The 21,574-nt window shown below is 60.8% G+C and carries 20 protein-coding genes and 2 tRNA genes; 7 read left to right on the top strand and 15 right to left on the bottom strand.

The features are described from left to right. Nucleotides 1-480: 480 nt before the first annotated feature. Nucleotides 481-987 (top strand): hypothetical protein, encoded by a 507-nt coding sequence (locus GTP58_RS27500; RefSeq protein WP_161080177.1) that lies wholly within the window; start codon nt 481-483, stop codon nt 985-987. Between the two features lie 159 nt (nt 988-1,146). Here GTP58_RS27500 and GTP58_RS27495 read toward each other — a convergent pair. Beyond that, nucleotides 1,147-1,237 (bottom strand) — tRNA-Ser (locus tag GTP58_RS27495). A 64-nt stretch (nt 1,238-1,301) separates the two neighbouring features. After that, the gene (acs, locus tag GTP58_RS27490; protein WP_161080176.1) at nt 1,302-3,287 is read right to left on the bottom strand and encodes an acetate--CoA ligase; all 1,986 of its coding nucleotides are present in this window, start codon (nt 3,285-3,287) and stop codon (nt 1,302-1,304) included. A gap of 206 nt (nt 3,288-3,493) precedes the next feature. Between acs and GTP58_RS27485 the strand changes: the two genes are divergently transcribed. The 4 genes from GTP58_RS27485 (at nt 3,494) to GTP58_RS27470 (ending at nt 6,630) form a co-directional block, all read left to right on the top strand. Beyond that, nucleotides 3,494-4,084 carry a YqhA family protein gene (locus tag GTP58_RS27485; RefSeq protein ID WP_161080175.1) on the top strand — a complete coding sequence of 197 codons (591 nt, stop codon included), beginning with the start codon at nt 3,494-3,496 and terminating at the stop codon, nt 4,082-4,084. Between the two features lie 15 nt (nt 4,085-4,099). Further along, on the top strand, nt 4,100-5,629 hold the full coding sequence (locus GTP58_RS27480; protein WP_161080174.1) for a fumarate hydratase: 1,530 nt from the start codon (nt 4,100-4,102) through the stop codon (nt 5,627-5,629). After that, nucleotides 5,629-6,459 (top strand): glutamate racemase, encoded by an 831-nt coding sequence (murI, locus tag GTP58_RS27475; protein ID WP_161080173.1) that lies wholly within the window; start codon nt 5,629-5,631, stop codon nt 6,457-6,459. Before GTP58_RS27480 ends, murI begins: the two co-directional genes overlap by 1 nt. Before the next feature lie 95 nt (nt 6,460-6,554). Further along, nucleotides 6,555-6,630 (top strand) — tRNA-His (locus GTP58_RS27470). A gap of 70 nt (nt 6,631-6,700) precedes the next feature. On the opposite strand, the gene GTP58_RS27465 is transcribed toward GTP58_RS27470, so the two are convergent. Then, nucleotides 6,701-7,111 carry a response regulator gene (locus tag GTP58_RS27465; RefSeq protein ID WP_161080172.1) on the bottom strand — a complete coding sequence of 137 codons (411 nt, stop codon included), beginning with the start codon at nt 7,109-7,111 and terminating at the stop codon, nt 6,701-6,703. 186 nt (nt 7,112-7,297) lie between these two features. Here GTP58_RS27465 and GTP58_RS27460 point away from each other — a divergent pair, with 186 nt between their 5' ends. Next, a complete protein-coding gene (locus GTP58_RS27460) occupies nt 7,298-7,747 on the top strand; it encodes a hypothetical protein (protein ID WP_072784738.1) in 450 nt (149 codons plus the stop codon). A 130-nt stretch (nt 7,748-7,877) separates the two neighbouring features. Further along, nucleotides 7,878-8,003 carry a hypothetical protein gene (locus GTP58_RS31670; protein WP_255490783.1) on the top strand — a complete coding sequence of 42 codons (126 nt, stop codon included), beginning with the start codon at nt 7,878-7,880 and terminating at the stop codon, nt 8,001-8,003. A gap of 4 nt (nt 8,004-8,007) precedes the next feature. Here the strand turns inward: GTP58_RS31670 and tssA are convergent, their stop codons facing one another. The 12 genes from tssA to GTP58_RS27400 all read right to left on the bottom strand — a co-directional run bounded on the left by tssA (nt 8,008) and on the right by GTP58_RS27400 (nt 21,574). Beyond that, nucleotides 8,008-9,066: a type VI secretion system protein TssA gene (tssA, locus tag GTP58_RS27455; RefSeq protein ID WP_229215774.1), complete on the bottom strand. Its 1,059-nt coding sequence runs from the start codon at nt 9,064-9,066 to the stop codon at nt 8,008-8,010. A 132-nt stretch (nt 9,067-9,198) separates the two neighbouring features. Further along, nucleotides 9,199-9,834: a formyltransferase family protein gene (locus GTP58_RS27450; RefSeq protein ID WP_161080170.1), complete on the bottom strand. Its 636-nt coding sequence runs from the start codon at nt 9,832-9,834 to the stop codon at nt 9,199-9,201. Between the two features lie 5 nt (nt 9,835-9,839). Then, a complete protein-coding gene (locus tag GTP58_RS27445) occupies nt 9,840-13,958 on the bottom strand; it encodes a type VI secretion system protein (protein WP_373924784.1) in 4,119 nt (1,372 codons plus the stop codon). Nucleotides 13,959-13,980: 22 nt separating this feature from the next. After that, nucleotides 13,981-14,742 (bottom strand): DotU family type IV/VI secretion system protein, encoded by a 762-nt coding sequence (locus GTP58_RS27440; RefSeq protein WP_229215773.1) that lies wholly within the window; start codon nt 14,740-14,742, stop codon nt 13,981-13,983. Between the two features lie 5 nt (nt 14,743-14,747). Then, complete coding sequence (tssK, locus tag GTP58_RS27435; RefSeq protein WP_161080167.1) at nt 14,748-16,073, bottom strand: type VI secretion system baseplate subunit TssK; 1,326 nt, start codon at nt 16,071-16,073, stop codon at nt 14,748-14,750. Nucleotides 16,074-16,083: 10 nt separating this feature from the next. Then, nucleotides 16,084-16,596 carry a hypothetical protein gene (locus tag GTP58_RS27430; protein ID WP_084560120.1) on the bottom strand — a complete coding sequence of 171 codons (513 nt, stop codon included), beginning with the start codon at nt 16,594-16,596 and terminating at the stop codon, nt 16,084-16,086. A 10-nt stretch (nt 16,597-16,606) separates the two neighbouring features. Further along, entirely contained in the window at nt 16,607-18,037 is a 1,431-nt protein-coding gene (locus GTP58_RS27425) for a cation:dicarboxylate symporter family transporter (RefSeq protein WP_202413882.1), read from the bottom strand. Nucleotides 18,038-18,045: 8 nt separating this feature from the next. Continuing rightward, nucleotides 18,046-19,332, bottom strand: coding sequence for a dicarboxylate/amino acid:cation symporter (locus GTP58_RS27420; protein WP_229215772.1), 1,287 nt, complete (start codon nt 19,330-19,332; stop codon nt 18,046-18,048). An 8-nt stretch (nt 19,333-19,340) separates the two neighbouring features. Next, a complete protein-coding gene (locus GTP58_RS27415; RefSeq protein ID WP_161080166.1) occupies nt 19,341-20,207 on the bottom strand; it encodes an ABC transporter substrate-binding protein in 867 nt (288 codons plus the stop codon). Further along, the gene (locus tag GTP58_RS27410) at nt 20,204-20,440 is read right to left on the bottom strand and encodes a hypothetical protein (protein ID WP_161080165.1); all 237 of its coding nucleotides are present in this window, start codon (nt 20,438-20,440) and stop codon (nt 20,204-20,206) included. Before GTP58_RS27410 ends, GTP58_RS27415 begins: the two co-directional genes overlap by 4 nt. A 22-nt stretch (nt 20,441-20,462) precedes the next feature. Continuing rightward, nucleotides 20,463-20,849 carry a DUF4280 domain-containing protein gene (locus GTP58_RS27405; protein WP_161080164.1) on the bottom strand — a complete coding sequence of 129 codons (387 nt, stop codon included), beginning with the start codon at nt 20,847-20,849 and terminating at the stop codon, nt 20,463-20,465. Continuing rightward, nucleotides 20,849-21,574: a toxin-antitoxin system YwqK family antitoxin gene (locus tag GTP58_RS27400; RefSeq protein ID WP_161080163.1), complete on the bottom strand. Its 726-nt coding sequence runs from the start codon at nt 21,572-21,574 to the stop codon at nt 20,849-20,851. Before GTP58_RS27400 ends, GTP58_RS27405 begins: the two co-directional genes overlap by 1 nt.

Genomic DNA, 21,574 nt, shown 5'->3' with positions numbered 1-21,574 from the left:
CCACGCTCCGGCGTGCGAATCGTGCGGCTGCTAGGTTCGACTCCGCATTGACCCTTTTGTAGTGGTCTAGTACGGCGTTGCGCCGTACTCGCTCCATGTACGCGACGAAGCTTGCTGCTGACAGGAATCCAGCAGCGAATACAATGGAAAATGCTGTAAGGTGTTCCAAAGGGGACGTGTTTGGTCGCATCATAACTCCTTCAAAGATAGTTGAAATGAGCCGGTACGTAGTACCGGATGTTGAAAAGCGAAAAGGGCATAACTCCGCAGCCAGCAAGCTGCGGAGTTATGCCCTCGGTTGATGAGGCTGAGTCTTCGTTTAGGAGCCGTCAACTTTGGCATCCAGCAGAGTTCCCTGTTCTCATTTCAGAAATATAGATCTGAAATTTTCTAGCACCACTCAAAAAACACAAAACACAAATCCCAAGATTTGTGTTTTGTGTTAAAGTGACTTATCTTAAACTTCAAAGTGAATGAAATATGGAAAAAACTGAACTTTTACGTGTTCGCGTTTCTCCTCGTCTAAAGGCAGATTTTGAGGAGATATGCAAAACTTTTGGAAACGAACATCCGGCAGACATGTTGCGTGAGATAGTCGATTCTTTTGTGAAGTTGAATTTGGATCGCTTAGGTGACCGAGTAGTTGTTCACATCAGTAAACCTGAAGGTTACGACCCTGGTGCATGGCGCGTCTTTGTGAAACTTCGAAACCCTGATGAGGCCATTTGGATGGGGAGCATCGTGCCATTTCGCTTCCCACAACTGGACAAACGTAGATTACACAGTGATGATGAATACAGAGCGGTAGTCGGCTTACCTGATTTTTCCGGATATGAACTTGGGGGAGTCTTTTTCAACGGCGAATGGCGTGGGCATCTCTACTCGAACGGGATTGAAGAGGATCAAAACCCTACTCCGATAGATCAAGTCAAGGAAAGCCTTCGCAGTCACATCACAGCTCACTTGGATAAATTCAAATCCTCATGAACACAAAGAAAACCTAGCCAGTCCTCCCCCCAGGAGATCTGAGGCCAGAGGGGCTCCCACTGACGATGACTAACAAGATCCTAGTTTGATAGTCAATTTGATAGTCAAATACTCCAGAAACAAAAAAGCCCTTGAATTTCAAGGGCTTTTTAAAATTCCTGGCGGAGAGAGGGGGATTCGAACCCCCGATAGGCTATGAACCTATACACGCTTTCCAGGCGTGCGACTTCAACCACTCATCCACCTCTCCTGCATTTCCCCTACATCCGGGAAGCGCCAGATTATAGCAAAGATTCCCAAGAGTACAAAACTTATTAGGAAGCTTCTTTCAATTGCTCCAGAATTGCCGGATTTTCCAGCGTCGACACGTCCTGGGTAATCGTCTCGCCCTTGGCCAGCACCCGCAGCAACCGCCGCATGATCTTGCCCGAACGCGTCTTCGGCAGGTTGTCGCCGAAACGGATCTCCTTCGGCTTGGCGATCGGACCAATCTCCTTGGCCACCCAGTTGCGCAACTCCAGCGCGAGCTTCTTGGCATCGTCGCCCGTCGGACGCGCCTGTTTCAGCACCACGAACGCGCAGATCGATTCACCGGTCGTATCGTCCGGCTTGCCCACCACGGCTGCCTCTGCCACCAGCGGATTGGCCACCAGCGCCGACTCAATCTCCATCGTTCCCATGCGGTGACCCGACACGTTCAGCACGTCATCGATACGGCCAGTGATGGTGAAGTAGCCGGTGTCCTTGTTACGGATCGCACCGTCACCCGCCAGATACATCTTGCCGCCCAGCTCTTCGGGGAAGTACGACGTCTTGAAGCGCTCCGGATTGTTCCAGATAGTGCGGATCATCGACGGCCATGGACGCTTGACGACCAGAATACCGCCCTGCCCGTTCGGCACGTCGTGGCCCGACTCGTCCACAATCGCTGCCATGATGCCTGGCAGCGGCAAGGTGCACGAACCCGGCACCATCGGCGTCGCGCCTGGCAGCGGGGTAATCATGTGGCCGCCGGTCTCGGTCTGCCAGAATGTATCGACAATCGGGCATTTCTCGCCGCCGACCTGGGTGTAGTACCACATCCACGCTTCCGGATTGATCGGCTCGCCCACGGTGCCCAGCAGACGCAGCGACGACAGGTCGTAGTTCTTCGGATGGACCTTGGTATCCACATCCGACGCCTTGATCAGCGAGCGGATCGCAGTCGGCGCGGTGTAGAAGATGTTGACCTTGTGCTTGGCGATGGTTTCCCAGAAGCGGCCGGCGTTTGGATAGGTCGGCACGCCTTCAAATACCACCTGCGTCGCACCCACTGCAGTCGGGCCGTAGGCAATATAGCTGTGACCAGTGACCCAGCCGATGTCAGCCGTGCACCAGTACACATCGGACGGCTTGATGTCGAACGACCATTTCATGGTCAGCGCGGCCCACAGCAGGTAGCCGCCGCTCGAGTGCTGCACGCCCTTCGGCGTCCCGGTAGAACCGGAGGTGTACAAGATGAACAGCGGATGCTCGGCTTCCACCCACTCCGGCTCGCACTCGGCCGGCTGGCCTTCGACCAGATCGTGCAGCCACAGGTCGCGGCCTTCTTTAAACGCGATGTTGCCACCGGTGCGTTGATAGACGATGACGTCTTTGATGGTGTCGCAGCCGCCCAGCGCCAGCGCTTCGTCGACGATGGCTTTCAATGGCAGGTTTTTACCGCCGCGCAGCTGCTCGTCGGCGGTGATCACGGCCACCGCGCCAGCGTCGATGATGCGCTCTTGCAGCGACTTGGCGGAGAAGCCGCCAAACACCACCGAGTGCGTGGCGCCGATACGCGCGCAGGCCTGCATCGCTGCCACGCCTTCGACCGACATCGACATGTAGATAATGACGCGGTCGCCCTTCTTGATGCCCCGCGCTTTCAGGCCGTTGGCGAATTTGCAGACTTTTTCGTGCAGTTCTTTGTACGATACGCGCGTGGTCTTGCCATCGTCCGCTTCAAAGATGATGGCGGTCTTGTCGGCGTTGCCGTTTTGCAGATTGCGGTCCAGGCAGTTGTACGAGACGTTGAGCTTGCCGTCTTCGAACCATTTGTAGAATGGCGCGTTGTCTTCGTTAAGCGTGCGGGTGAATGGCTGCTGCCACTCGATGTGTTCTTTGGCCAGACGGGACCAGAAGCCTTCGTAGTCGGCCGCCGCCTCTGCGCAGAGCGCGTTGTATGCATCCATGCCGGATACGGTGGCCTGCGCTGCAAACGCCGGCGATGGCGCGAACACGCGGGATTCTTGTGGACCTTGGGTAGTAGTGCTGCTCATGGTGTCTCCAGTGTAGTAATCATTTGCCATCAACATAAAGCTGATCGCTTACTGTGCCCTTACAGCTGCCCAGTCCCCGGCGGAGGATGGTCAGCCCGACAATTTTACCAATAATTCAACGCAGCGGGCCGATGCGGTCGCCCGGCGGCACGTGTAAAATGTCGGCAGTCTTCATAGTCTGCCTCATTTCAAGGAGTTTTGCCGTAATGACCGAGCCACAAAAGAAGCTGCGTCCGCTGCCTGCTTTTATCTTCATGACCCGCTGGCTGCAACTGCCGCTGTACCTCGGCCTGATCCTGGCGCAGTGCGTCTACGTCTTCCATTTCTGGGTCGAGCTGAAGGACCTGATCGGCGCCGCGCTCGGCAACGAAGCCGCGCTACAGCACATCCTGCAGGCAGTTGCCGTACCCGGCGCCCCGATGCCGACCAAGCTCAATGAGACCACCATCATGCTGGTCGTGCTCGGCCTGATTGACGTGGTCATGATCTCCAACCTGCTGGTCATGGTCATCATTGGCGGCTACGAGACCTTCATCTCCCGCATGAATCTGGATACCCACCCGGACCAGCCGGAATGGCTGTCGCACGTGAACGCCTCCGTGCTCAAGACCAAGCTGGCCATGGCCATCATCGGCATTTCGTCGATCCATTTGCTGAAGACCTTTATTAACGCCAGCATCTACGACGAGAAGACGCTGCTGGCGCAAACCGGCATCCACGTCGTATTCCTGTTGTCGGCCCTGGCCATCTCTTACACTGACCGCATCACCACGATGACGCACAACGAATCCCACTAACCCCGCGAGAACATCATGACCATCATAAAGCAAGAAGACCTGATCGAATCCGTTGCCGCCGCGCTTCAGTACATCAGCTACTACCACCCGGCTGACTACATCGAACACCTGGCCCGCGCCTACGAGCACGAGCAAAGCCCGGCCGCAAAAGACGCCATCGCGCAGATCCTGACCAACTCGCGCATGTGCGCCGAGGGCAAGCGTCCGATCTGCCAGGACACCGGCATCGTCAACGTCTTCCTGAAGATCGGCATGGGTGTGCGCTTTGAAGGCTTCACCGGCACCGTCACCGACGCCGTCAACGAAGGCGTGCGCCGCGCCTACAACTACGACGACAACAAGCTGCGCGCGTCGATCGTCGCCGACCCGCACTTCGACCGCAAGAACACCAAGGACAACACGCCAGCCGTGGTGCACATGGAACTGGTCGAAGGCAATACGGTTGACGTCAAGGTCGCAGCCAAAGGCGGTGGCTCGGAAAACAAATCCAAGATGATCATGATGAATCCATCCGATTCGCTGATCGACTGGGTCCTGAAAACCGTGCCAACCATGGGCGCCGGCTGGTGTCCGCCAGGCATGCTGGGCATCGGCATCGGCGGCACCGCCGAGAAAGCCATGCTGATGGCCAAGGAAGTGCTGATGGAAGACATCGACATGTTCGAGCTGAAACAGCGCGGCCCGCAGAACAAGCTGGAAGAGCTGCGTATCGAACTGTGCGACAAGATCAACGCACTGGGCATCGGCGCCCAGGGCCTGGGCGGCCTGACCACCGTGCTGGACGTAAAAATCATGATGCACCCGACCCACGCGGCCTCCAAGCCAGTGGCGATGATTCCGAACTGCGCCGCCACCCGTCACGGCCACTTCGTGCTGGATGGCTCCGGTCCTGCCTACATGACTCCGCCACCGCTGTCGACCTGGCCTGATGTGTCGTGGGCGCCGGATACCGAAAAATCCAAGCGCGTCAACCTCGACACGCTGACCAAGGAAGAAGTCGCTTCGTGGACGCCTGGCCAGACCCTGCTGCTGAACGGCAAAATGCTGACCGGCCGCGACGCAGCGCACAAGCGCATCCAGGACATGCTGGCTAAAGGCGAAGAACTGCCAGTCGACTTCAAGAACCGCGTGATCTACTACGTCGGTCCAGTCGACCCGGTGCGTGACGAAGTGGTCGGCCCAGCCGGCCCAACCACCGCCACCCGCATGGACAAGTTCACCGACATGATGCTGGAACAAACCGGCCTGATCGCGATGATCGGTAAAGCCGAGCGCGGCCCTGCTGCGATCGAGTCGATCAAGAAGCACAAGTCGGCCTACCTGATGGCAGTGGGCGGTTCCGCCTACCTGGTGTCGAAAGCCATCAAGCAATCGAAAGTGCTGGGCTTTGCCGACATGGGTATGGAAGCGATCTACGAGTTTGACGTGGTCGACATGCCAGTCACCGTGGCCGTGGATTCGCAAGGCAGCTCGGTGCACAACACCGGTCCTGCAGAATGGAAGGCCCGCATCGAGCAACTCAACGTCCCTGTTGTGACTGCCTGATGCCCATGACCCGCTCTCCCGATGCTCCAATTGGTGTGTATGACTCCGGCGTGGGCGGGCTTTCGGTACTGCGCCACATTCGCGCGCAGTACCCGAACGAACACCTGATCTATTTTGCTGACTCCGGTCACGCACCGTACGGTGACAAGACCGAAGACTACGTCGTCGCACGCGCACTGATCGTCACCGACTTCCTGCTCAAGCAAGGCATGAAGGCCCTGGTCGTGGCCTGCAATACTGCAACCGTGGCTGCCATCAAGGCGGTGCGGGCGAAGCATCCTGAGCTGCCAGTGGTCGGCGTTGAGCCGGGCCTGAAGCCGGCGGCGGCCATCACGCGCAGCCGCAAGGTTGGTGTGCTGGCGACCGCGCGCACGCTCAAAGGCGAAAAATTCCTGCAACTGCGCGAGCAGATTGCCGCCGCCACGCAGACTGAATTCCTGCTGCAGCCGGCAGTGGGCCTGGTCGACCAGATCGAACTGGGCGACCTGCACACGCCAGCCATCGCTGCCCTGCTGGATAAATACGTCACACCACTGCTGGATCAAGGCGCGGACACGCTGGTGCTCGGCTGCACTCACTATCCCTTCGTGCAGGACGGTATTGAACGCGTGATACGCGACCATGCCAGCAGCGGCGTCACGCTGATCGATACCGGCGACGCTGTAGCGCGCCAACTCGGCCGCCTGCTGGAGGCCGCCGGACTGCTGCGTCCGGCAGGCGGTGACGCAGCCACGCTGCACGGCTACACCACCGCCGACGTCAGCGCACTGGCACCAGCCTTTGCCAACCTGCTGGGTCTCACCCCGCCGGTGGAGAAGATTGACGTTTAAGCATCGTCGAAATATAAATTTGCAGGAATTAAAAACGGCTTGTATAATTCTGGCTCGTTGTTCAGCACTAGTTGGCAGCGAGTAGTAAATCAGCGGTGGCTGTAGCTCAGTTGGTAGAGTCCAGGATTGTGATTCCTGTTGTCGTGGGTTCGAGCCCCATCAGTCACCCCAAAGAATTAAGTGAAAAGCCCAGTCTCTGACTGGGCTTTTTGCGTTTCGGCCGCGACATTGCCGATGCCATCTAGCCAGTTTGACGCGTCGCGCGCTGGGCTTTGATCTGGACTGCGATCTTGTCCAGCGTGTCCATCACGGTGCCAGGATTGAAGGGTTTGACGATATAGCCTTTGGCGCCGCTGCGCAGCGCCTGTTCCACGGTGCTGCGGTCGGTACTGGCGGTCACCATGAGTACCGCCGCCCTGGGCTGCTTGTCCCGTATCCATTCCAGCAATTCCAGGCCATCGCCATCCGGCATCACCACATCCAGGCAAATGATGTCGGCGCGAAGCGAACGCAAACGCAAACGGGCGGACTCGGCCGTGCCGGCGTCGCCCACCACGTCATATTTGTCGCCCTGAATGATGACGCGCAACAGGCCGCGGGTCATCTCATTGTCGTCGATAATGAAAACGCTCAGCCCTTGGTGCAATGGCATGCAATCCTCCCCTGGCTATCATTCCAATAACTATAACCCAATGCCCTGGCGCACGCGTAACGTTACAACATTTTTGGCACAGCCTATTGCCATTCAGCACTAGTTTAGCGCTACAATGGTTAATCGTTTGCATGCCCATGCAAAGCCGCACACCTCGTCTGCTGATCCCCTGAATTTGTTTAAGTTATGTCACAAGATAAACCTGTTATTGAAGTCAGCACTTATGGCAAAGACACGCCCGTAGGTCGTCCTGACACCGACGGCCGCGCCGCCGTCTTCGTCCCCACCGCCGCATTTGACGCTGGCAGCAACGCTGCCATCCGCCTGGGCGCCGGTATCGTCGGCTTTGGCAATCCGGATGGCACGCTGACCGTCTACTTCGAAAGCAACCGCTTCGATGAAACCAGCCTGCACAAATGGGAAAACAAGGCCCGCAAAGCCTATGATCGCATGGTGATGAGTGCGCCAACGGTGTCCAAGGCCAAGCTCAACGCCAGCGCCCTGGAGCAAATCGGCACCATCGATGGCATGGGCATTCATCTCAAGCAGCCCGAACGCCTGACCCAGTGGCTGGAACAGGCCAATGCGCTAGATACCGCGCCGGTCGGTCCGATCACGCTTTGGAAAACCAAATAAGATTTCCAACAAGATATACGACAAGCAGTTGTCCTACACGGCGTCGGACGTTTTGCTGATGCCGTTTCGACACTCCCTGAATTATTCTGAACGCATGGATCGTTCAACTAAATACATCAGGGAGTTGGTCATGGCACGCTATCTACCCCTTGCCTTCGGGGCACTGCTTCTCAGTCTGGCTGGCGCTTCCACTTACGTGCTGTGCTCGGAGAACCTGCTGCTGGATCAGCAGGCATCCGTGTATCAACTCAAGTAAGCGCCTACTCACGCAAGCCCAGCATATTCACGAGGCGATTCAGGTCGCCCTCTTCGCGGATGATTTCCGCCATCAGCTCGGGCAGCGGCATGCGGCCCCAGTTGACGGCGCGACGCAGCAGATACGGCGTCGGGCTATGCGGTTCCACCAGGCTTAAATAATCCGCGATCGCTTCCAGCGTCGCATACGCTTCGTCGCGGTTCTTCCAGCCGGACAGCAACGCCGTCGGCGCCACCTTCGCGCTCAGACCAGCTTCCATGGATTGCGGCTCATCGGGCATGATCTCTTCCTCTTTATGCTCGGGCGCAAGCTGCTGCAGCACGCGTTCCATTGCCACCAGCGCCCCCTTCAGTTTCGACAGATTGGGCGACTCGGCACCCAGCTGCAGGTCGACGAAGGCCAGCATCGTCTCCAGGCAGTTCAGGCAGCGCTGTACCACCTGCAGACGCTGCGCCATCTCACGTCCCAGGCGCTGATGTGCGTATGAAATCACCTCCGTGCGCGACATCGGCGGCTCACCCTTATCGTCATGTGCGCCATTCGTGGATAACTCACGCGCCGTCATGCGGTCCCAGTCCACCAGCGTCAGCACCGGTGGCTTGCGCGTGTGGATCCTCAACAGCGGCACATGCAGCCGTATCATCATGGCGAACGATGCGTTCATCCACTCCAGCGGTGCAATGCGGGCATCGGCGTCGCCATCGCTGACCATCGGATGCAGCGGCTCCCAGTAGCGGCGCAGCAGACCATCGATCAGGCTCAGGCCGCGGTACAGGCCATCGACGCCAAACTGGCGGGTCCACGCCTCCGCCAGCCAGGCCGCGATCTGCAAATCCTTGGAGCGATGCTCCAGCACCGTCTTGCAGCGCGTTTCAATCAGCGCCCAGTCGGCCTTTTTCAGCGGACGCTCCCACTGCCCCATCGGCAGACTGGGGTCGTCTTCCTCGCGCGCCAGCCGGATCTCGGTAAACACCGGATCGTAACGCAGCGCGATGCCGCAGGGCTGGCCCTCGGTAATCGGCTGCTGCAACAGCTCCAGCTCACGCAGATGTTCGACGTTCATCAGAGACTGCGGTATCGGTAGGCTAGGTCCATTCATGGGGGCTGTTGGATTTTCCAAACTCTTATCTTCAGTAATGAGCGAACGCGCCTTGTCGACCAGATTGCGCAGATTGCTTTTGATCGTCGCCATGGCCTACGGTAGCATCTTGCCGAGTTCACGTGCAAAAAACTTGGCCGCCAGCGGCGACGTCAGTTTGTGCAGGTCCACCACCGACGCGCCGGGCGGAATATAAACCTTGTCCGACAGCGCCACCAGCCGGCCGGTATCAAAACCGTCGTCCACTTCATGCAGGGCGATCACCACATGATCGGCGCCATTGTCCATCAACGCCTGGAATGGATTCGGTCCCGCATAGCGCGACGGCCAGCCATCGTCGATGCACGGATGCAGATTGAAGAAGCCCATACGCGGCAAGGCAAACAGGCGCGCGTCGATGCGCTGCCCGAACGTGGCGGCAATGCAGATATCCGGCCGCCATTGCTGTTCGTATAGCTGATAGAACGCCTCGGACTTGACCCGGCCCTTGTACACACTGAGTCCGCGCGATTGCGCCAGCCGCTCCACCATCAGCGCTTCGCTGTCCGTGTGCGGATACGACCACACGCGGCGTCCACGGCTGATAAAGTCGGCGCTGGCGTCGTCGGTGGCGACGCCCACCACCTGCACGCGTTGCGACAACGGCCCGCTCAACAACTCCCCCAGCACCTGGAAGCCCCGGTGGAAGCTGCCGAAAACGGCAATGCGCGTCAATGCGGATACAGGGGCCATCACCGTCACCAGGCAGGTGCTTTGACCGGGAACGCCGGCGGCCACACCAGCGGCGCGCGCTTGCCGGCGGCGCTGACCGTCAGGCGCACGTAGACGCGCGCACGCGCATCGCGCGCCGCGATCTTGCCGTCGCCGACCACCGTCAGCGGGAACTCAAACTTCAGCAACTGCGAGCGCGAGCCGGAAGCTGGTGCGCCCTCCGATTCACGATACGCCGCCACAAAGCTGAACAGCGCCCACGGGTCATCAAAGCTGTAGCTGACGGTCCGCTCCTCCACCGACATGCCCGCATGACCACCCTCGGACTTCGGCACCACGGGACCGTCCTGCGCAAATCGCAGCGTCAGCATCACCGGCAAACCCGGCTCCCAGCGCAGCGCTTTGGCGGCGTCGCGCTGACGCAAGGTATGGCTGCCCACGGTCAGCGCCCAGTCGATGATCTTGTTGCCCTCACTTTCCGTCGCCGTATTGGCGCGGAATTCCGCCAGCACGTCAAAGCCGACCGGCTGCCCTTCTTCGCTGGGATATAGCGGCGCCAGGAAATCACGCACCTTCTGCATCTGATCGTCCATCTTGCGCACCGTGCTGGCTGCGGAAGGCCGGCTGGGATCGCGGTCCGACGCCAGCGCCAGCGTATGCACGCGGTCGAACAGCTTGAGCACCGCGCCCACCTCCTCGACGTCGGCGGGAACCTTATCGACTGTTTTCACGCCATCCGGCGACAGCGCACGGAACGGCGCGCGGTTGGCCAGTTCACTGTTGAAGGCATCGGCAAAGCGCGTCCACGCATCCTGGTAGCCGGTCTGCATCAGCTCACGGCAACGCGAATACAAACCGCCCTGCAAACCCTGCATGCGCTCGGAGAAGATATCGCTGGCCCGGCGCTGCGCAGCGCGTGCCGACAGCTTGTCCAGGCAGTTGTTGATGTCGATATCGGCCGCACCGACCAGCACAAAATTCTCCAGTGCGGTCAGGCTGCTGGTCGGGCTTTTGAGCTTGTAGCGGTTCAGGTCCGACACGGTCGCCTGCCACTTGCCGACCAGGGGATTGCCAGCCGCCGAGCCGCCCAGTTGCAGCAGCAGCGCTTCCGCATCCTTGCCGGTCGCTTCGATAAAGGCCTGCTGCTGCGCCACATAGCCCGCCAGCGCGCCAGCATCGCCGGCGCCAAAAGCATCCAGCAGCGGCGCCTTCTCGCCATTCCACGAACGGAAGGAGCGGTCGCGCGGCACGAACACTTCCGCGCGCGTCAGCGTTTCATCCAGCATCTGCAAACGCGACAAGGCATCGCGGCTCATCACGGCAGACAGATTGTCCGCCACCGCCAGTGCGCCGATCTCCTGCAGCCAGGAACGGATGCGCAGCACGCGGGCGCGATCGGCTTCCGTCACCGGCGCCTGAACCTCGCGCGCCGACACCATGTATGCCTGCGACAGCTGGTCGCGCGCCGTTTCGCCGAGTGCCGCATCCGCCAGGCGGGCCGCCGGCGCCTGCAGATTGGCGGGGAACTTCGGCAGGAAGTCGGTCTGCACACGCTTGCGCGCGTCGGCCAGCGCCTGCACCTGATCCAGCCGCGCGCCATCCCAGGCAACGGTGGAACCGGGCGGCACCTCGGGCAAACGGCTCAGGTGATTGAACTTCATGAAAGGCTGCGTCAACAAACTTTGCAGCGCATCCGACAGCGCCTTGCGGTCCACCGCAAAAGCCCAGGAGGAATTCGCCTCCGAGTATTCCAGGCCCGAGCTCAGCCCCTGCGAATGGCTGTCGGCCGACAGCGTCGCATCCCACGCCGAGATAAACTGCGTAAAGCCTTCATCCATCTGCTTGCGCGCATCGTCAACGATCGGTGTCCCGAGCAGAGAAATGCTTTGCGTCTTCTGCATCAGGTTATCCCAGGCTGGCCCCAGGTCCAGCGTGGCGCGGTGCATCCAGCCGCCCTTGCCGGCCACCAGGTACAGCTCCTGCGCGCGCAGCGCAGTGCGCAGCGCCTGCCAGATAGCGACCGTGGTACTGGCATCCGCACGCGGATCGGCTTCATACAACGCGTTGGAACTCTCCGAGATAGTCTGCTCCGCCTTCAGCAAGCCATTGTTGACATACAGGCGCTTTGCCGTGGCGCGCACCGCCAGCTTGTAAGAGCAACTGGCCGCTTCCTGCAACGGCTCTATCGTCAGCGATTGCACCTCCTTGGCCACCTGGCGGAACAGCTGCGCCGTGCGGTCCGGATTGCCGTTCAATTCAGCGCCCAGCAGGGTTCGCACCACCAGCGCCAGATCCTCACCTGAGGCAGGGCCGGAATTCGGTGACTTCAGGCGCATCATCGCTTGCAGCACCTGGTCCATCTGTTCGATACGGGAGGTGTATTGCAGCAGTGCCGAGAACTCCGGCAGGTTCTCAATATTTAAAGCGTTGTTGGCGCCAGCGGTCATTTCGTTCCAGCGTGCCGGCAATGTACAGCGGCCGCCGATAATCAGGCTGCCCGATACCGGGTCGATCGGCACGCCGGTCAATTCGCTCATGCGCGCATAGGCCGAGCGGCGTAGCGGATCGAAAGCGTTATCGGCAAAGCCCTTCTCCATGCGCCGCTGCACCCGCTGATGCAGGTCGTCGAACCAAGGCCACGATCCAGGCATGGCCAAATAGCGCAAGCGTGCATTGCCCATCAATTCAATGTACTGCAATGCCTCCATCGCCCGCTGGCGGCTTTGCGCAGGATCGATCACACTCTGGCTACTGGCTTGCAGGCTGGCGCGCGAATCGCGGTCCAGCTTTTCCAGGTAGATCCGGACGTCGCTACTCAAGCGATGCAGGTCGAAGGTGGCATAGGTCAGGCCCAGTACCCAGATCACTGGAATGCCAATCGCAGTCCAGCGCGCGAGGCGATTCATGGCCGGACGACGCATGCGATGCACCGACGACGCGCGCACCAGCCCTACTTCGGCAAAGATCTTGCGTTCAAAGATATCGCGCAGGAAGGCCGGCACGGCGCTGCCCTGCCCCGGCAGCCATGCCGGCGGTGGCGCTTCGCCATCCGCCACTGGCTCGACCGGTGGCGGGGCATCAACCGCCGGCGTGCCCAGCGCCAAATCGGCAGGCGCGTGGCCATCGCCAAGCAGCGCTGCCTCGTCGCTGCAATCGCCTGTCAGATAAACGCCTCGCAGCAGGAAGGGTTCGTGATACGCGCTCGGGCGCATCAGTTCTTCGGCAAAGATCTTCAGCCCGTTGCGCAGGCGCTCGATCTGATTCGGCAGCAGGAAGTATTCGCTGCTGTCCGAACCCGCAGGCTCCAGCGCACACAGTTCGGCGCAGCTGTCGGACAGCGTGCGGCCGATCTCGTTCATCGCCGTGTCCATCCACTGCAGCTGGAACGGCGCGCTCAGTTCATGCGGCGACGACCAGCCCAGCATCGAGCGGCGTAGTGGCTCCGGCAACGCTGCGGCAAAACGCGCAAAGCCCGGAATGACTTCGCAATCGGTGATCGCAATATAAATCGGGAAGCGCAATGCCAGACGGTTCTGCGCCAGCCACAAACGGCGATGGATGGTTTTGGCGCGTGCCGCCAGGTCAAGCTGTCCGGCGCCGTCCGCGTTGAGGAACAGGGCCGCCGGTATCGCCAGCACGATCGAGTCGAAAGGACGGTCGGGCCGGTAGTTGCGGCACAGGCCCAGGAAATCGTCCCAGGTGTTGTTGGCGTTGGCGGCATCCGGGTCCGGCGAGCCAAGATAGTCGGCTTGCAGCTGCACCGCAACGCCCTGGTCGAAGAAGTTCCAGCTGATGCCCTGTGCGCCCGCAGTCAGCGAGCTGTCCGTACTCAGCGCGCTTTGCAGCCCTGATTGCAGCAGCGGCAGCTCACGCCCGGCCGTGCCCTCGTTCAGCACCAGCGTCCATGGCAGGTTATAGCGCTCCGAGCGTGCCGCGATATTATTCTCGATCAGTTCCACCGCCACGCGGAACGACTGCTTGAGCGAATCGGCACTGATCAGGCGCGGCTGCAATGCAGCCGGCTTGTCGGCCTGCTCCGCGCCCTTCATCGCCGCCCAGATCACAATGGCGAACAACAGCATGACGAGCACCGTCAGCACCAGCAGCGTGGCGATGGCCGTGTTATCTGACAAGAAGTTCAACACTATGCGTCTTCCCCCTGGTTGATCACAGCGTTGCGGTCAGTCCGGCCCGCACAGGCCACGACTGCCACAACCACAGTAGCTCGGAGAGTCCCAGCAGGACCAGCAGCACAATCACAAACAGCAGGCCATTGCGATTGAAGCGCGGCAGGCGCCGTGCGGCCAGATGCGACAGCGTGCTGGCGTACGCCGGCTCCGACAGCGTGCGGTCCCGCCCTTGCAGGTCGGCCGGCCGCAGGTAGACAAACTGGAACAGCTCACGCCTGTATTCCACAATCTTGTCCTGCTTCTGGCCACGATAGCGGCCCTGGAAACCCAGCGACAGCAAATACAGATACAACCGTCCCAGATTGCGGCGCGACGGCTCGCGTTCCCGTAGCAGCTGGTCCAGATCGTCGAACACGCGCTCGCCGGCATAGCTGGACTGGAACAGCATGGTCTCGATCAGCACATGACGCCAATAGCTGCGCCCCGCCCATTCCGTATTCAGCAGCACCTCGTCGGCCAGTGCGGCTTTCAGGAAGCGGCCCTGGATTTCCGCCTCGATGCCAGCCTTGCCGGCAACCCGGCGCGCCTCCAGCGACTGCAATTCGATCAACTGGCATAGCTGGCGGCTCAGTGCCTCCGCAGCCGATTTGGCGTCCGCTTCGCTGACTTGCATTGCCGCCTGCGCAGAGCGCGACAGCGTATCGTAAAAATCGCGGAACTGCACCGAGGCCAGGTCCACGCCTTCGCTGATGCCGCCGCTCCATGCGGCCGGCGCCGCCGCTGCGCTATTGGCAGTCATGGTCGTCATCCTTTGATGAACAACACCACCTCTTGCGGACGCTGCGAGCGCACGCTTTCGGTGGCGTTACTGATTAACAGGGCCTGATCGGCCACGATGAATTCGTCCGACACCTCAACGCTGAACAAGGTATAGCCGGCGCTGGCGCGCAAGCCCAGTTCGGGCGCCGCCTCGATGCGTGCACGGGGCGCACCCAGCACCCGGCGATCGGTCAGCGAGGTCCATACCGTCTTCGAGCCGATCACGGCGCCGGTCATCCACTGCGTCGCCTCGCGGTCCGGCTGGCCGCGCAGGCCAATCACCAGCCGCTGCCCCATCCACTCCGGCTGCATCGGCAGCGAGAACACCTGGCCATCGAAATTGAAAGTACAGGTCTTCCACTCCTGGCTCACTTCCGCCACCAGATCGGTCAATGCCAGCAGCACTGCATCAAAAGCCGGCCAGGCATCGGCATGATCGTAGGCCGGCGGCATCAGCGGCACGGCGCCGGGGCGCAAGGTCGCAAGCGGCCCAAGTTGCGCGCACAAGGCAAGGTACAGCGGCAACGGCTGCGTCACTGGCGCGCGCAGCACCGCTTCCAGCCATGGAAGATTCAGGATCAAACTCGATAACCGCGCCTTCTGCTCCAGCAGATTGATACGGTCTTCGGTACGCGAGGACGGCTGCGCGGTCTGGCGCGCAAGGAACACCGCCTTGTTGCGCATATTTGTGGCCAGCGTCTGTGCGCGCTGGCGCACCGCAGCAGCGGCGGGCACCTCCAGCATGGCCGGCATGAAGACGCCGCGATGCACGATCTCATTGCCCTTGTTGACCGTCATCAGCTTCAACGCCGTGTATGCAGCGGACGGCGTGGCGCCTGCCATCAGCGCCAGATTGACGTCCATGCGCGGCACATCGGCAGCCAGCGCCTGCGATATCTCATCTTCCGCTGCGGCGCTTTCCACGCCACGGAACATGGCCGGCTGGCCAGGCTGGCGCAGCGAACGTGTATTGCCGATGACCAGATACACCGGCAAATCCTGCTGCGCCATCGCTTCCGCCCATGGCGACAAGTCCAGCTCCAGCGCCTTCCCTTGCGCCAGTGCGCTGTCGTAGGCTACCGCCATGCCGTTGGGCAGTATCGCTTCCAGCTGGCGGATGCGCAGCAAGCCGGTGGTCAGCAGCGCTTCATCGATGGCCAGCTCGCGCACACCCCAGCCATAAGGACTGGTGGCCAGCGACTGCCACGCCAGCATGCCGTCGACGCGCGCACCTTCCTGCTGGAAGTGCTGCGGCGTCAGCATCATGCCTTCGTGCCACTGGATGCGAGGTAAAAGTGGAGTTACGGTCATCGGTCTCTTTCTACTGTGCTGCGCCAGGTTTCACTTCGCTCACAGCGAAGCCCTGGGCGTTCAGTTGGACGACATAGGCGCCGGCATTCAGCATCAGGCGCGCGCGGTGCTCGCCGGGATTGCCGTAACCGGCAAACACCACGGCAGCCCAGGCCTTCTGGCCGTTCCACTTCCTGTCATCCAGACGCAGGGTTTGCGAAGGCACCAGTTCAAACGGATAGACCGTCAGGCCTTCGGGGAAAGTGCGCTGCAAATCAGCGCGCGTGGCGTACCATTTGGACGCCGGCATATTCATGAGCGAATCCACCATGGACGCATCCTTGATCAGCACCAGGTCCACCGCGACAGCACTATTGTTATTGGCGTCGGCAGCAGCGCGCAGGCTCAGGGATTTCCAGTCGGGAGAGACAGGCTTGGGGTCCATACCCACCAGCGAACGCATGGTGGAACAGCCGGAAAGCAGCAGCGTCGCGGCCAGCAGCAGCGGAAGCAAGGGGAGGTTGCGGCGCATCTTCAGTTGCATAAGTCAGTCTTCATAACGCGTGCCGCAGGCCATAACCTATGCCTGCGCAAAACACTGTGAACAAAGCGAACAACAACAGCAAAAGTACGAACAGCGCTTGCTTGCGGGTGAAGACGAGTTTCAGCGTCGATGGGTGCCACACCTCGGAAACTTGCTCGTTATGAATATACAGTCCCTCTGCTACCAAGGCAATCAGCGCCGACGATATAAGAAAGGAAAGCAAATTTCGTGGACCTTCACACAACACTTCCACCAGCATGAAAGCGGGCAGCACGGCCTCCAGCGGCAGTCCCATCGCCCCCAGCACAAAGCCGCCAAGGATGACCGACTTCACACCCGCAATCCCCACCGACCACAAGGCGCAAGCCCAGGACAGCAGGCAAATCAGCGCGATATCGCCGATTTGCAGCGGCTGATGGTAGATATTCGCGACGAACACCGCCAGCACGGCAAAGAACATCGCCTCCCCCGCCTTGATGAACACCGGCGCGATCGGCGATACCAGCTCCACCAGGCCACGGCTGAACCCCAGGCGCACACTCATCCCCTGGATGAAGCCCGGCACCGCAGCCACCGCCGCCGGCGAGAACAGGCATACCGTGATCGGCTCGCGCAGCGCCAGCATCACCGGCCATGGCGTGGTCTTCAAGCGCCAGCAGATCACACCGATGGCCGCAGCGCACACCAGCGCTCCCGCAACAAAGAACGACAGCAGAAAACTTCCCAGCAGCAGAATCGCATCCATGCCAGCGGTGGCGGTGGCAGCGGCGGCCAGCACAAATGCAGCAGCAGGCAGCAGGATGTTAAAGCGATGCACCAGCGACTCCAGCGCGCGGTACGCACCTTCGAAAATGCCATTCAACTGGGCCGAGCGTTGCGGGTCCTGCACTGCCACGGCGGCGCCAAAACACAGCACGCCGATCAGCACCGCCGGCACCGAGCCATACGCCAGCACGCCAAACAGATTGTCCGGCACCAGCATATGCACATCCAGCGGCTGCGGCGCTGGATCATCGTCGTGCATGCTCATGTTGAACTGCGAATCCGAGCGCAACGCCAGTCGCCCCAGGGTCGCGGTCTGCTGCGCCGACAAGCCGGAACCGGCGCCAAAGACGCTGGCCACGATCACGCCGACGATGGCGCATAACAGCATGGCCAGCAGCGAGGTGCCCGCCACCTGCGCCAGCCTGCGCCCCGATCCCGGCTCCGATGGCAGGCGCTGCAAACCAAAATACACGGCCAGGATCACGAACGGAAAAGCCGCCATCTGGATCAGCGACAGATACAGTGCAGCCAATGCCGCCAGCTGGCCGGCGCGGTCCGGCGCCAGCGTGCCTACCCAGCCGCCGAGCAGCATCGCCCCCAGCAGCGTCGCCGGATGCTGGAATACATCGCGCAGCTGTATGATCGATGGCGGCTTGACCAGGGTCTGTATCTGCATGGCGCCTCCTACAGTTTCACCGGAGCGGCGCAGATGGTGGCAACGGCGGCGCAACTGCCGATCACCGTGACCGCGGTGCGGCCCATGGCGCAGATGGGATCGACCGCCACCAGCAAAATAAACGCCGCTTCAAACGGCAGCGACAGATAGCTGCAAATGGTACCGATCAACGATACGGTAACAATGCCCGCCATGCCGGCCGAGGCAAATCCGGACAGTACCGACACCAGCACCAGCACCCCCAGGTCCAGCGCCGACACATGACGTCCGTACAGCGCGGCGATGAACAGCGTGCCGCAAACAAAATACGCCACCGCGCCAACGCGCAGCAGTGAGATACTGAGCGGAACCAGCAGCTCCACGCGCGTACGCGAAAACTGCAGCTTGTCCACCAGGCCACTGACCATGGCGGGCATGCAGGTGGCGCTGTTATTGGTTGCCACACCAAGCGCAAACGGTTCGCGCATCGCCTGCGCCACGGTACGGAACGGCACACCGGCGCGGCGCCCCATCAACGCGATGGCCAGGACCAGCAACAGCGCGCACACCAGCAGGAACAGCATGACGAAACCCGCCATTGCCCGTATCGGCCCCAGTCCCGCCAGCGCCACCTCGCTGGCCGCCATGCAGACCAGCACAAACGGCACCGGCAGGTTGACCCAGCGCGTCAACGTCTGGCAGGCGTGATACACCGTCTCCAGCGCCTGATGCAAACCGCTGGCGATACGGTTAGGCACCTGCCCCGCCGCAAAGCCGAACAGCAGCGCAAACACCAGCGCCTTCAAGGTCTCGCCATTGGCCAGCGCGGCAAAAATATTCTGCGGGATCAGCGCCTGCAGCACTTCTTTCAGGCTGGTGCGCTTCGGCGCTTCCTCGATGGTACGCATCGACATCCGCGTATTGCTGCTATCCGTATCGGCGCTGACGATCTTGCCAAGTGCAATGCGGGTTTCGGCGCGCAGGTCGCCGCCCGGGCGCGCCAGCAAGGAAGCCGCAGCGGCCAGTATCGCCACCAGGAAGGAGAACGTCACGAACACCGCCACCACACGCTTGAAAATGCGCGCTGCGCCGCCGTCGTGGTACAGGTTCTGCAAACTGAAGATCACCGCTGAAATCATAAACGGCAGCACAATCATCTTGAGCAGATCCACATACACCACGCCCACCACGCCCAGATGCCGCGCAAATGCCGGCGCCGCCCAGCCCAGCACACCGCCGGCGATCACGCAGCCCAGCACCGTCAGCGGGTTCAGAGCCCAGCGCTGAAAGCCTTGCATGGAGGTCGGAGCGTCCATTGCTGTCCCTATTTGATCGATTTGAGCACGCTGCTTACGGTCGGTTTTTCGGCCCGCTGCGCGATCACTTCGTTGACGAAGGAAAGCAGCGTCAGGTCGCGGATGCCGACCATGATGCTGAGCGGGGACTCAAGATCGTTGAATGTCACCGTGCGCAGCGACAGCGCCAGACTGGGATCGCTGTTCACGATCTGCATGATCTCCAGTTCATCGCGATAGGCGGCAACCACTTCACCCTTGATGGCGGCGTTGACCGCATCCTGCCAGGTCGGATAACTCACCAGCTTCGCCTGCGGGAAGTTGCGGCGGCCGAACTCCTCCCACGAAGAATTGGCAATCACGCCGATGCTGCCGGTGAAGTTGCGTATCACCTGCGGCAAGGGCTGGTCCCCCGCCATTTCCGCAAAGCGCACACGGTTAATCAGCAGCGCATGGCCCAGGCGCATATAGCTGTTTGAAAAGTGCACCATCTTCCCGCGCTTGAGCGTGCGCGCAAGACGGCTGATGCCCAGATCCGCCTGGCTGTTGGCCACCATTTCGGCGACGCCATCAAATGTCTTCGGGCTGCGGTCGAAACGCACAGGCACGCCCAGCTCCTTGCCGATCAACCTCGCCAGGTCAACGTCGGTGCCGACCAGCTGTCCTTTCTGCGTCGAGAAAAATGGCGGATTGTCTGCCGCCAGCATGGACACCACCAGCTCGCCGTGGTTGACGATGCGGGCAATATCCGGTGCCAGCATCCCTCCAACGGCTACCGGCACCGGCTGCGAGTTGCCGGCGTCACCACTTGCCTTGGCACGCGCTCCGGTCTGCGCCCACACCATGCCGCCCAGGCACAAGGCCATGCATAGCAGGAGGACGCGCGTGATGTTCATTGCGCCGCCTTCTGCACGGCTTTCACGCGCTCGGTGACCGGCGCTGCGGCAGCAGCGGCGTCATTGGATATCTTGCCCATCACCTGCTGGCTTTTGCGATCAACAATCGCCGGCCGCTCCGCCATGCTCTTGCCCACTTCGTAACCGAGTGCGAACAACAGCACCAGCAAAGCCACGCCGGAAAAGATCGCCAGTGCGATCAGGCGGGGTGTCAGACTGAATCGGTATTCCATGATTGGGCTCGCATTCTATGATTCAGGGGACCATCACAGTAACCTGGCCCGGTACGTTGATGCTGATGACACCACCCCACATGCACATCAGCTTCGATGAATTATTCAGCGCCGGCATATTACCGATCAAAACCGTCGGCGAACCAGGCGTCCAGGGCGCAACCGTCGCCGGCACGCAAGGCATGGGCGTCAGCACGCCAAGCGCCGCCGCAGTCGCCGCAGCCACCATGGGATTGGACAACGACTGGCACATGCCGAACGGCGGTACATTCATGATCGGTTTGTTATCCATGATGGTGGCGGATGGTGTCGTCGTCATCACGCAGTTGGCCGGCAGGACCACCAATGAAGACGGCGCCACGCCAAAAGTACATTGGAGCATGCCGCCCATGCAGGTCTGTTGCCCCATCAGCTTCCCCTCACCAGTTTTTGCAGCCGCTCCAGAATGTCCGGCGTGGCTGCGGCATTGTCGGTACGCCGGCCCTTGCTGTCATAGCGCGCGGGCGCGCCCACCGGCTTGCCGTCGCGGTAGATCACCTCTTCCATCAATTCGCCGTCAGGCCAGTAGCGGCGCATAGGTCCATGCAGCAGATTGGCGCGGTAGGTACAGCTTTGCACTACGCTGCCTTGTGGATCGAAGTCGCTTGAGTCGCCGTCCAGCAGGCCGTTCTTGTAATGCGATTTACGGACCCGCAGCCCTTCATGGAAAAATTCGGCCGGACCGTGTATCTGGCCATTCAGCATATGCTGGCGCGCACTCAGGTTGCCTGCTTCGTCGTACGACAGCGACTGGCCTTCCGCTATGCCGTTCACCATCATCTGACGCGACACGCAGCGGCCGTTCAGGAAAATCTCCATCATCCCGTGCGGCATACCGTGCTGGAACTGGGTCTGCTGTATCAGCTTGCCGTCCGGCGCGTAGGCCTGCATGGCGCCGTGCATTTTCCCGGCCTCAAAATACGCCTTCAGCACTGGAACGCCTTGTTCGCTGAACTGCTCGAAAGGACCGTGCAGCGCACCGTCCTGCAACCAGGCGCGTTGCAGCACCAGGCCCGCATCGTCACGCTCCTCGACCAGAAGCGGTGCAGCTGGGGTGGCAAGCAGATCGTCCGGCATGGCAGTCTCCGTTGTCAT

Origin of the sequence: Duganella sp. CY15W, from assembly GCF_009857555.1 — a bacterium.
Classification (GTDB): domain Bacteria; phylum Pseudomonadota; class Gammaproteobacteria; order Burkholderiales; family Burkholderiaceae_D; genus Rugamonas; species Rugamonas sacchari.
Note: the sequence above shows the minus strand (reverse complement) of the source record. Positions and strands in the feature narration are given on the sequence as shown.

What these genes read in the sequence shown, in the direction of transcription:
- GTP58_RS27500 (WP_161080177.1), top strand. Translation starts at nt 481, where the DNA reads ATGGAAAAAACTGAACTTTTACGTGTTCGCGTTTCTCCTCGTCTAAAG.
- acs (WP_161080176.1), bottom strand. Translation starts at nt 3,287, where the DNA reads ATGAGCAGCACTACTACCCAAGGTCCACAAGAATCCCGCGTGTTCGCG.
- GTP58_RS27485 (WP_161080175.1), top strand. Translation starts at nt 3,494, where the DNA reads ATGACCGAGCCACAAAAGAAGCTGCGTCCGCTGCCTGCTTTTATCTTC.
- GTP58_RS27480 (WP_161080174.1), top strand. Translation starts at nt 4,100, where the DNA reads ATGACCATCATAAAGCAAGAAGACCTGATCGAATCCGTTGCCGCCGCG.
- murI (WP_161080173.1), top strand. Translation starts at nt 5,629, where the DNA reads ATGCCCATGACCCGCTCTCCCGATGCTCCAATTGGTGTGTATGACTCC.
- GTP58_RS27465 (WP_161080172.1), bottom strand. Translation starts at nt 7,111, where the DNA reads ATGCCATTGCACCAAGGGCTGAGCGTTTTCATTATCGACGACAATGAG.
- GTP58_RS27460 (WP_072784738.1), top strand. Translation starts at nt 7,298, where the DNA reads ATGTCACAAGATAAACCTGTTATTGAAGTCAGCACTTATGGCAAAGAC.
- GTP58_RS31670 (WP_255490783.1), top strand. Translation starts at nt 7,878, where the DNA reads ATGGCACGCTATCTACCCCTTGCCTTCGGGGCACTGCTTCTCAGTCTG.
- tssA (WP_229215774.1), bottom strand. Translation starts at nt 9,066, where the DNA reads ATGAACGTCGAACATCTGCGTGAGCTGGAGCTGTTGCAGCAGCCGATT.
- GTP58_RS27450 (WP_161080170.1), bottom strand. Translation starts at nt 9,834, where the DNA reads ATGGCCCCTGTATCCGCATTGACGCGCATTGCCGTTTTCGGCAGCTTC.
- GTP58_RS27440 (WP_229215773.1), bottom strand. Translation starts at nt 14,742, where the DNA reads ATGACTGCCAATAGCGCAGCGGCGGCGCCGGCCGCATGGAGCGGCGGC.
- tssK (WP_161080167.1), bottom strand. Translation starts at nt 16,073, where the DNA reads ATGACCGTAACTCCACTTTTACCTCGCATCCAGTGGCACGAAGGCATG.
- GTP58_RS27430 (WP_084560120.1), bottom strand. Translation starts at nt 16,596, where the DNA reads ATGCAACTGAAGATGCGCCGCAACCTCCCCTTGCTTCCGCTGCTGCTG.
- GTP58_RS27425 (WP_202413882.1), bottom strand. Translation starts at nt 18,037, where the DNA reads ATGCAGATACAGACCCTGGTCAAGCCGCCATCGATCATACAGCTGCGC.
- GTP58_RS27420 (WP_229215772.1), bottom strand. Translation starts at nt 19,332, where the DNA reads ATGGACGCTCCGACCTCCATGCAAGGCTTTCAGCGCTGGGCTCTGAAC.
- GTP58_RS27415 (WP_161080166.1), bottom strand. Translation starts at nt 20,207, where the DNA reads ATGAACATCACGCGCGTCCTCCTGCTATGCATGGCCTTGTGCCTGGGC.
- GTP58_RS27410 (WP_161080165.1), bottom strand. Translation starts at nt 20,440, where the DNA reads ATGGAATACCGATTCAGTCTGACACCCCGCCTGATCGCACTGGCGATC.
- GTP58_RS27405 (WP_161080164.1), bottom strand. Translation starts at nt 20,849, where the DNA reads ATGGGGCAACAGACCTGCATGGGCGGCATGCTCCAATGTACTTTTGGC.
- GTP58_RS27400 (WP_161080163.1), bottom strand. Translation starts at nt 21,574, where the DNA reads ATGACAACGGAGACTGCCATGCCGGACGATCTGCTTGCCACCCCAGCT.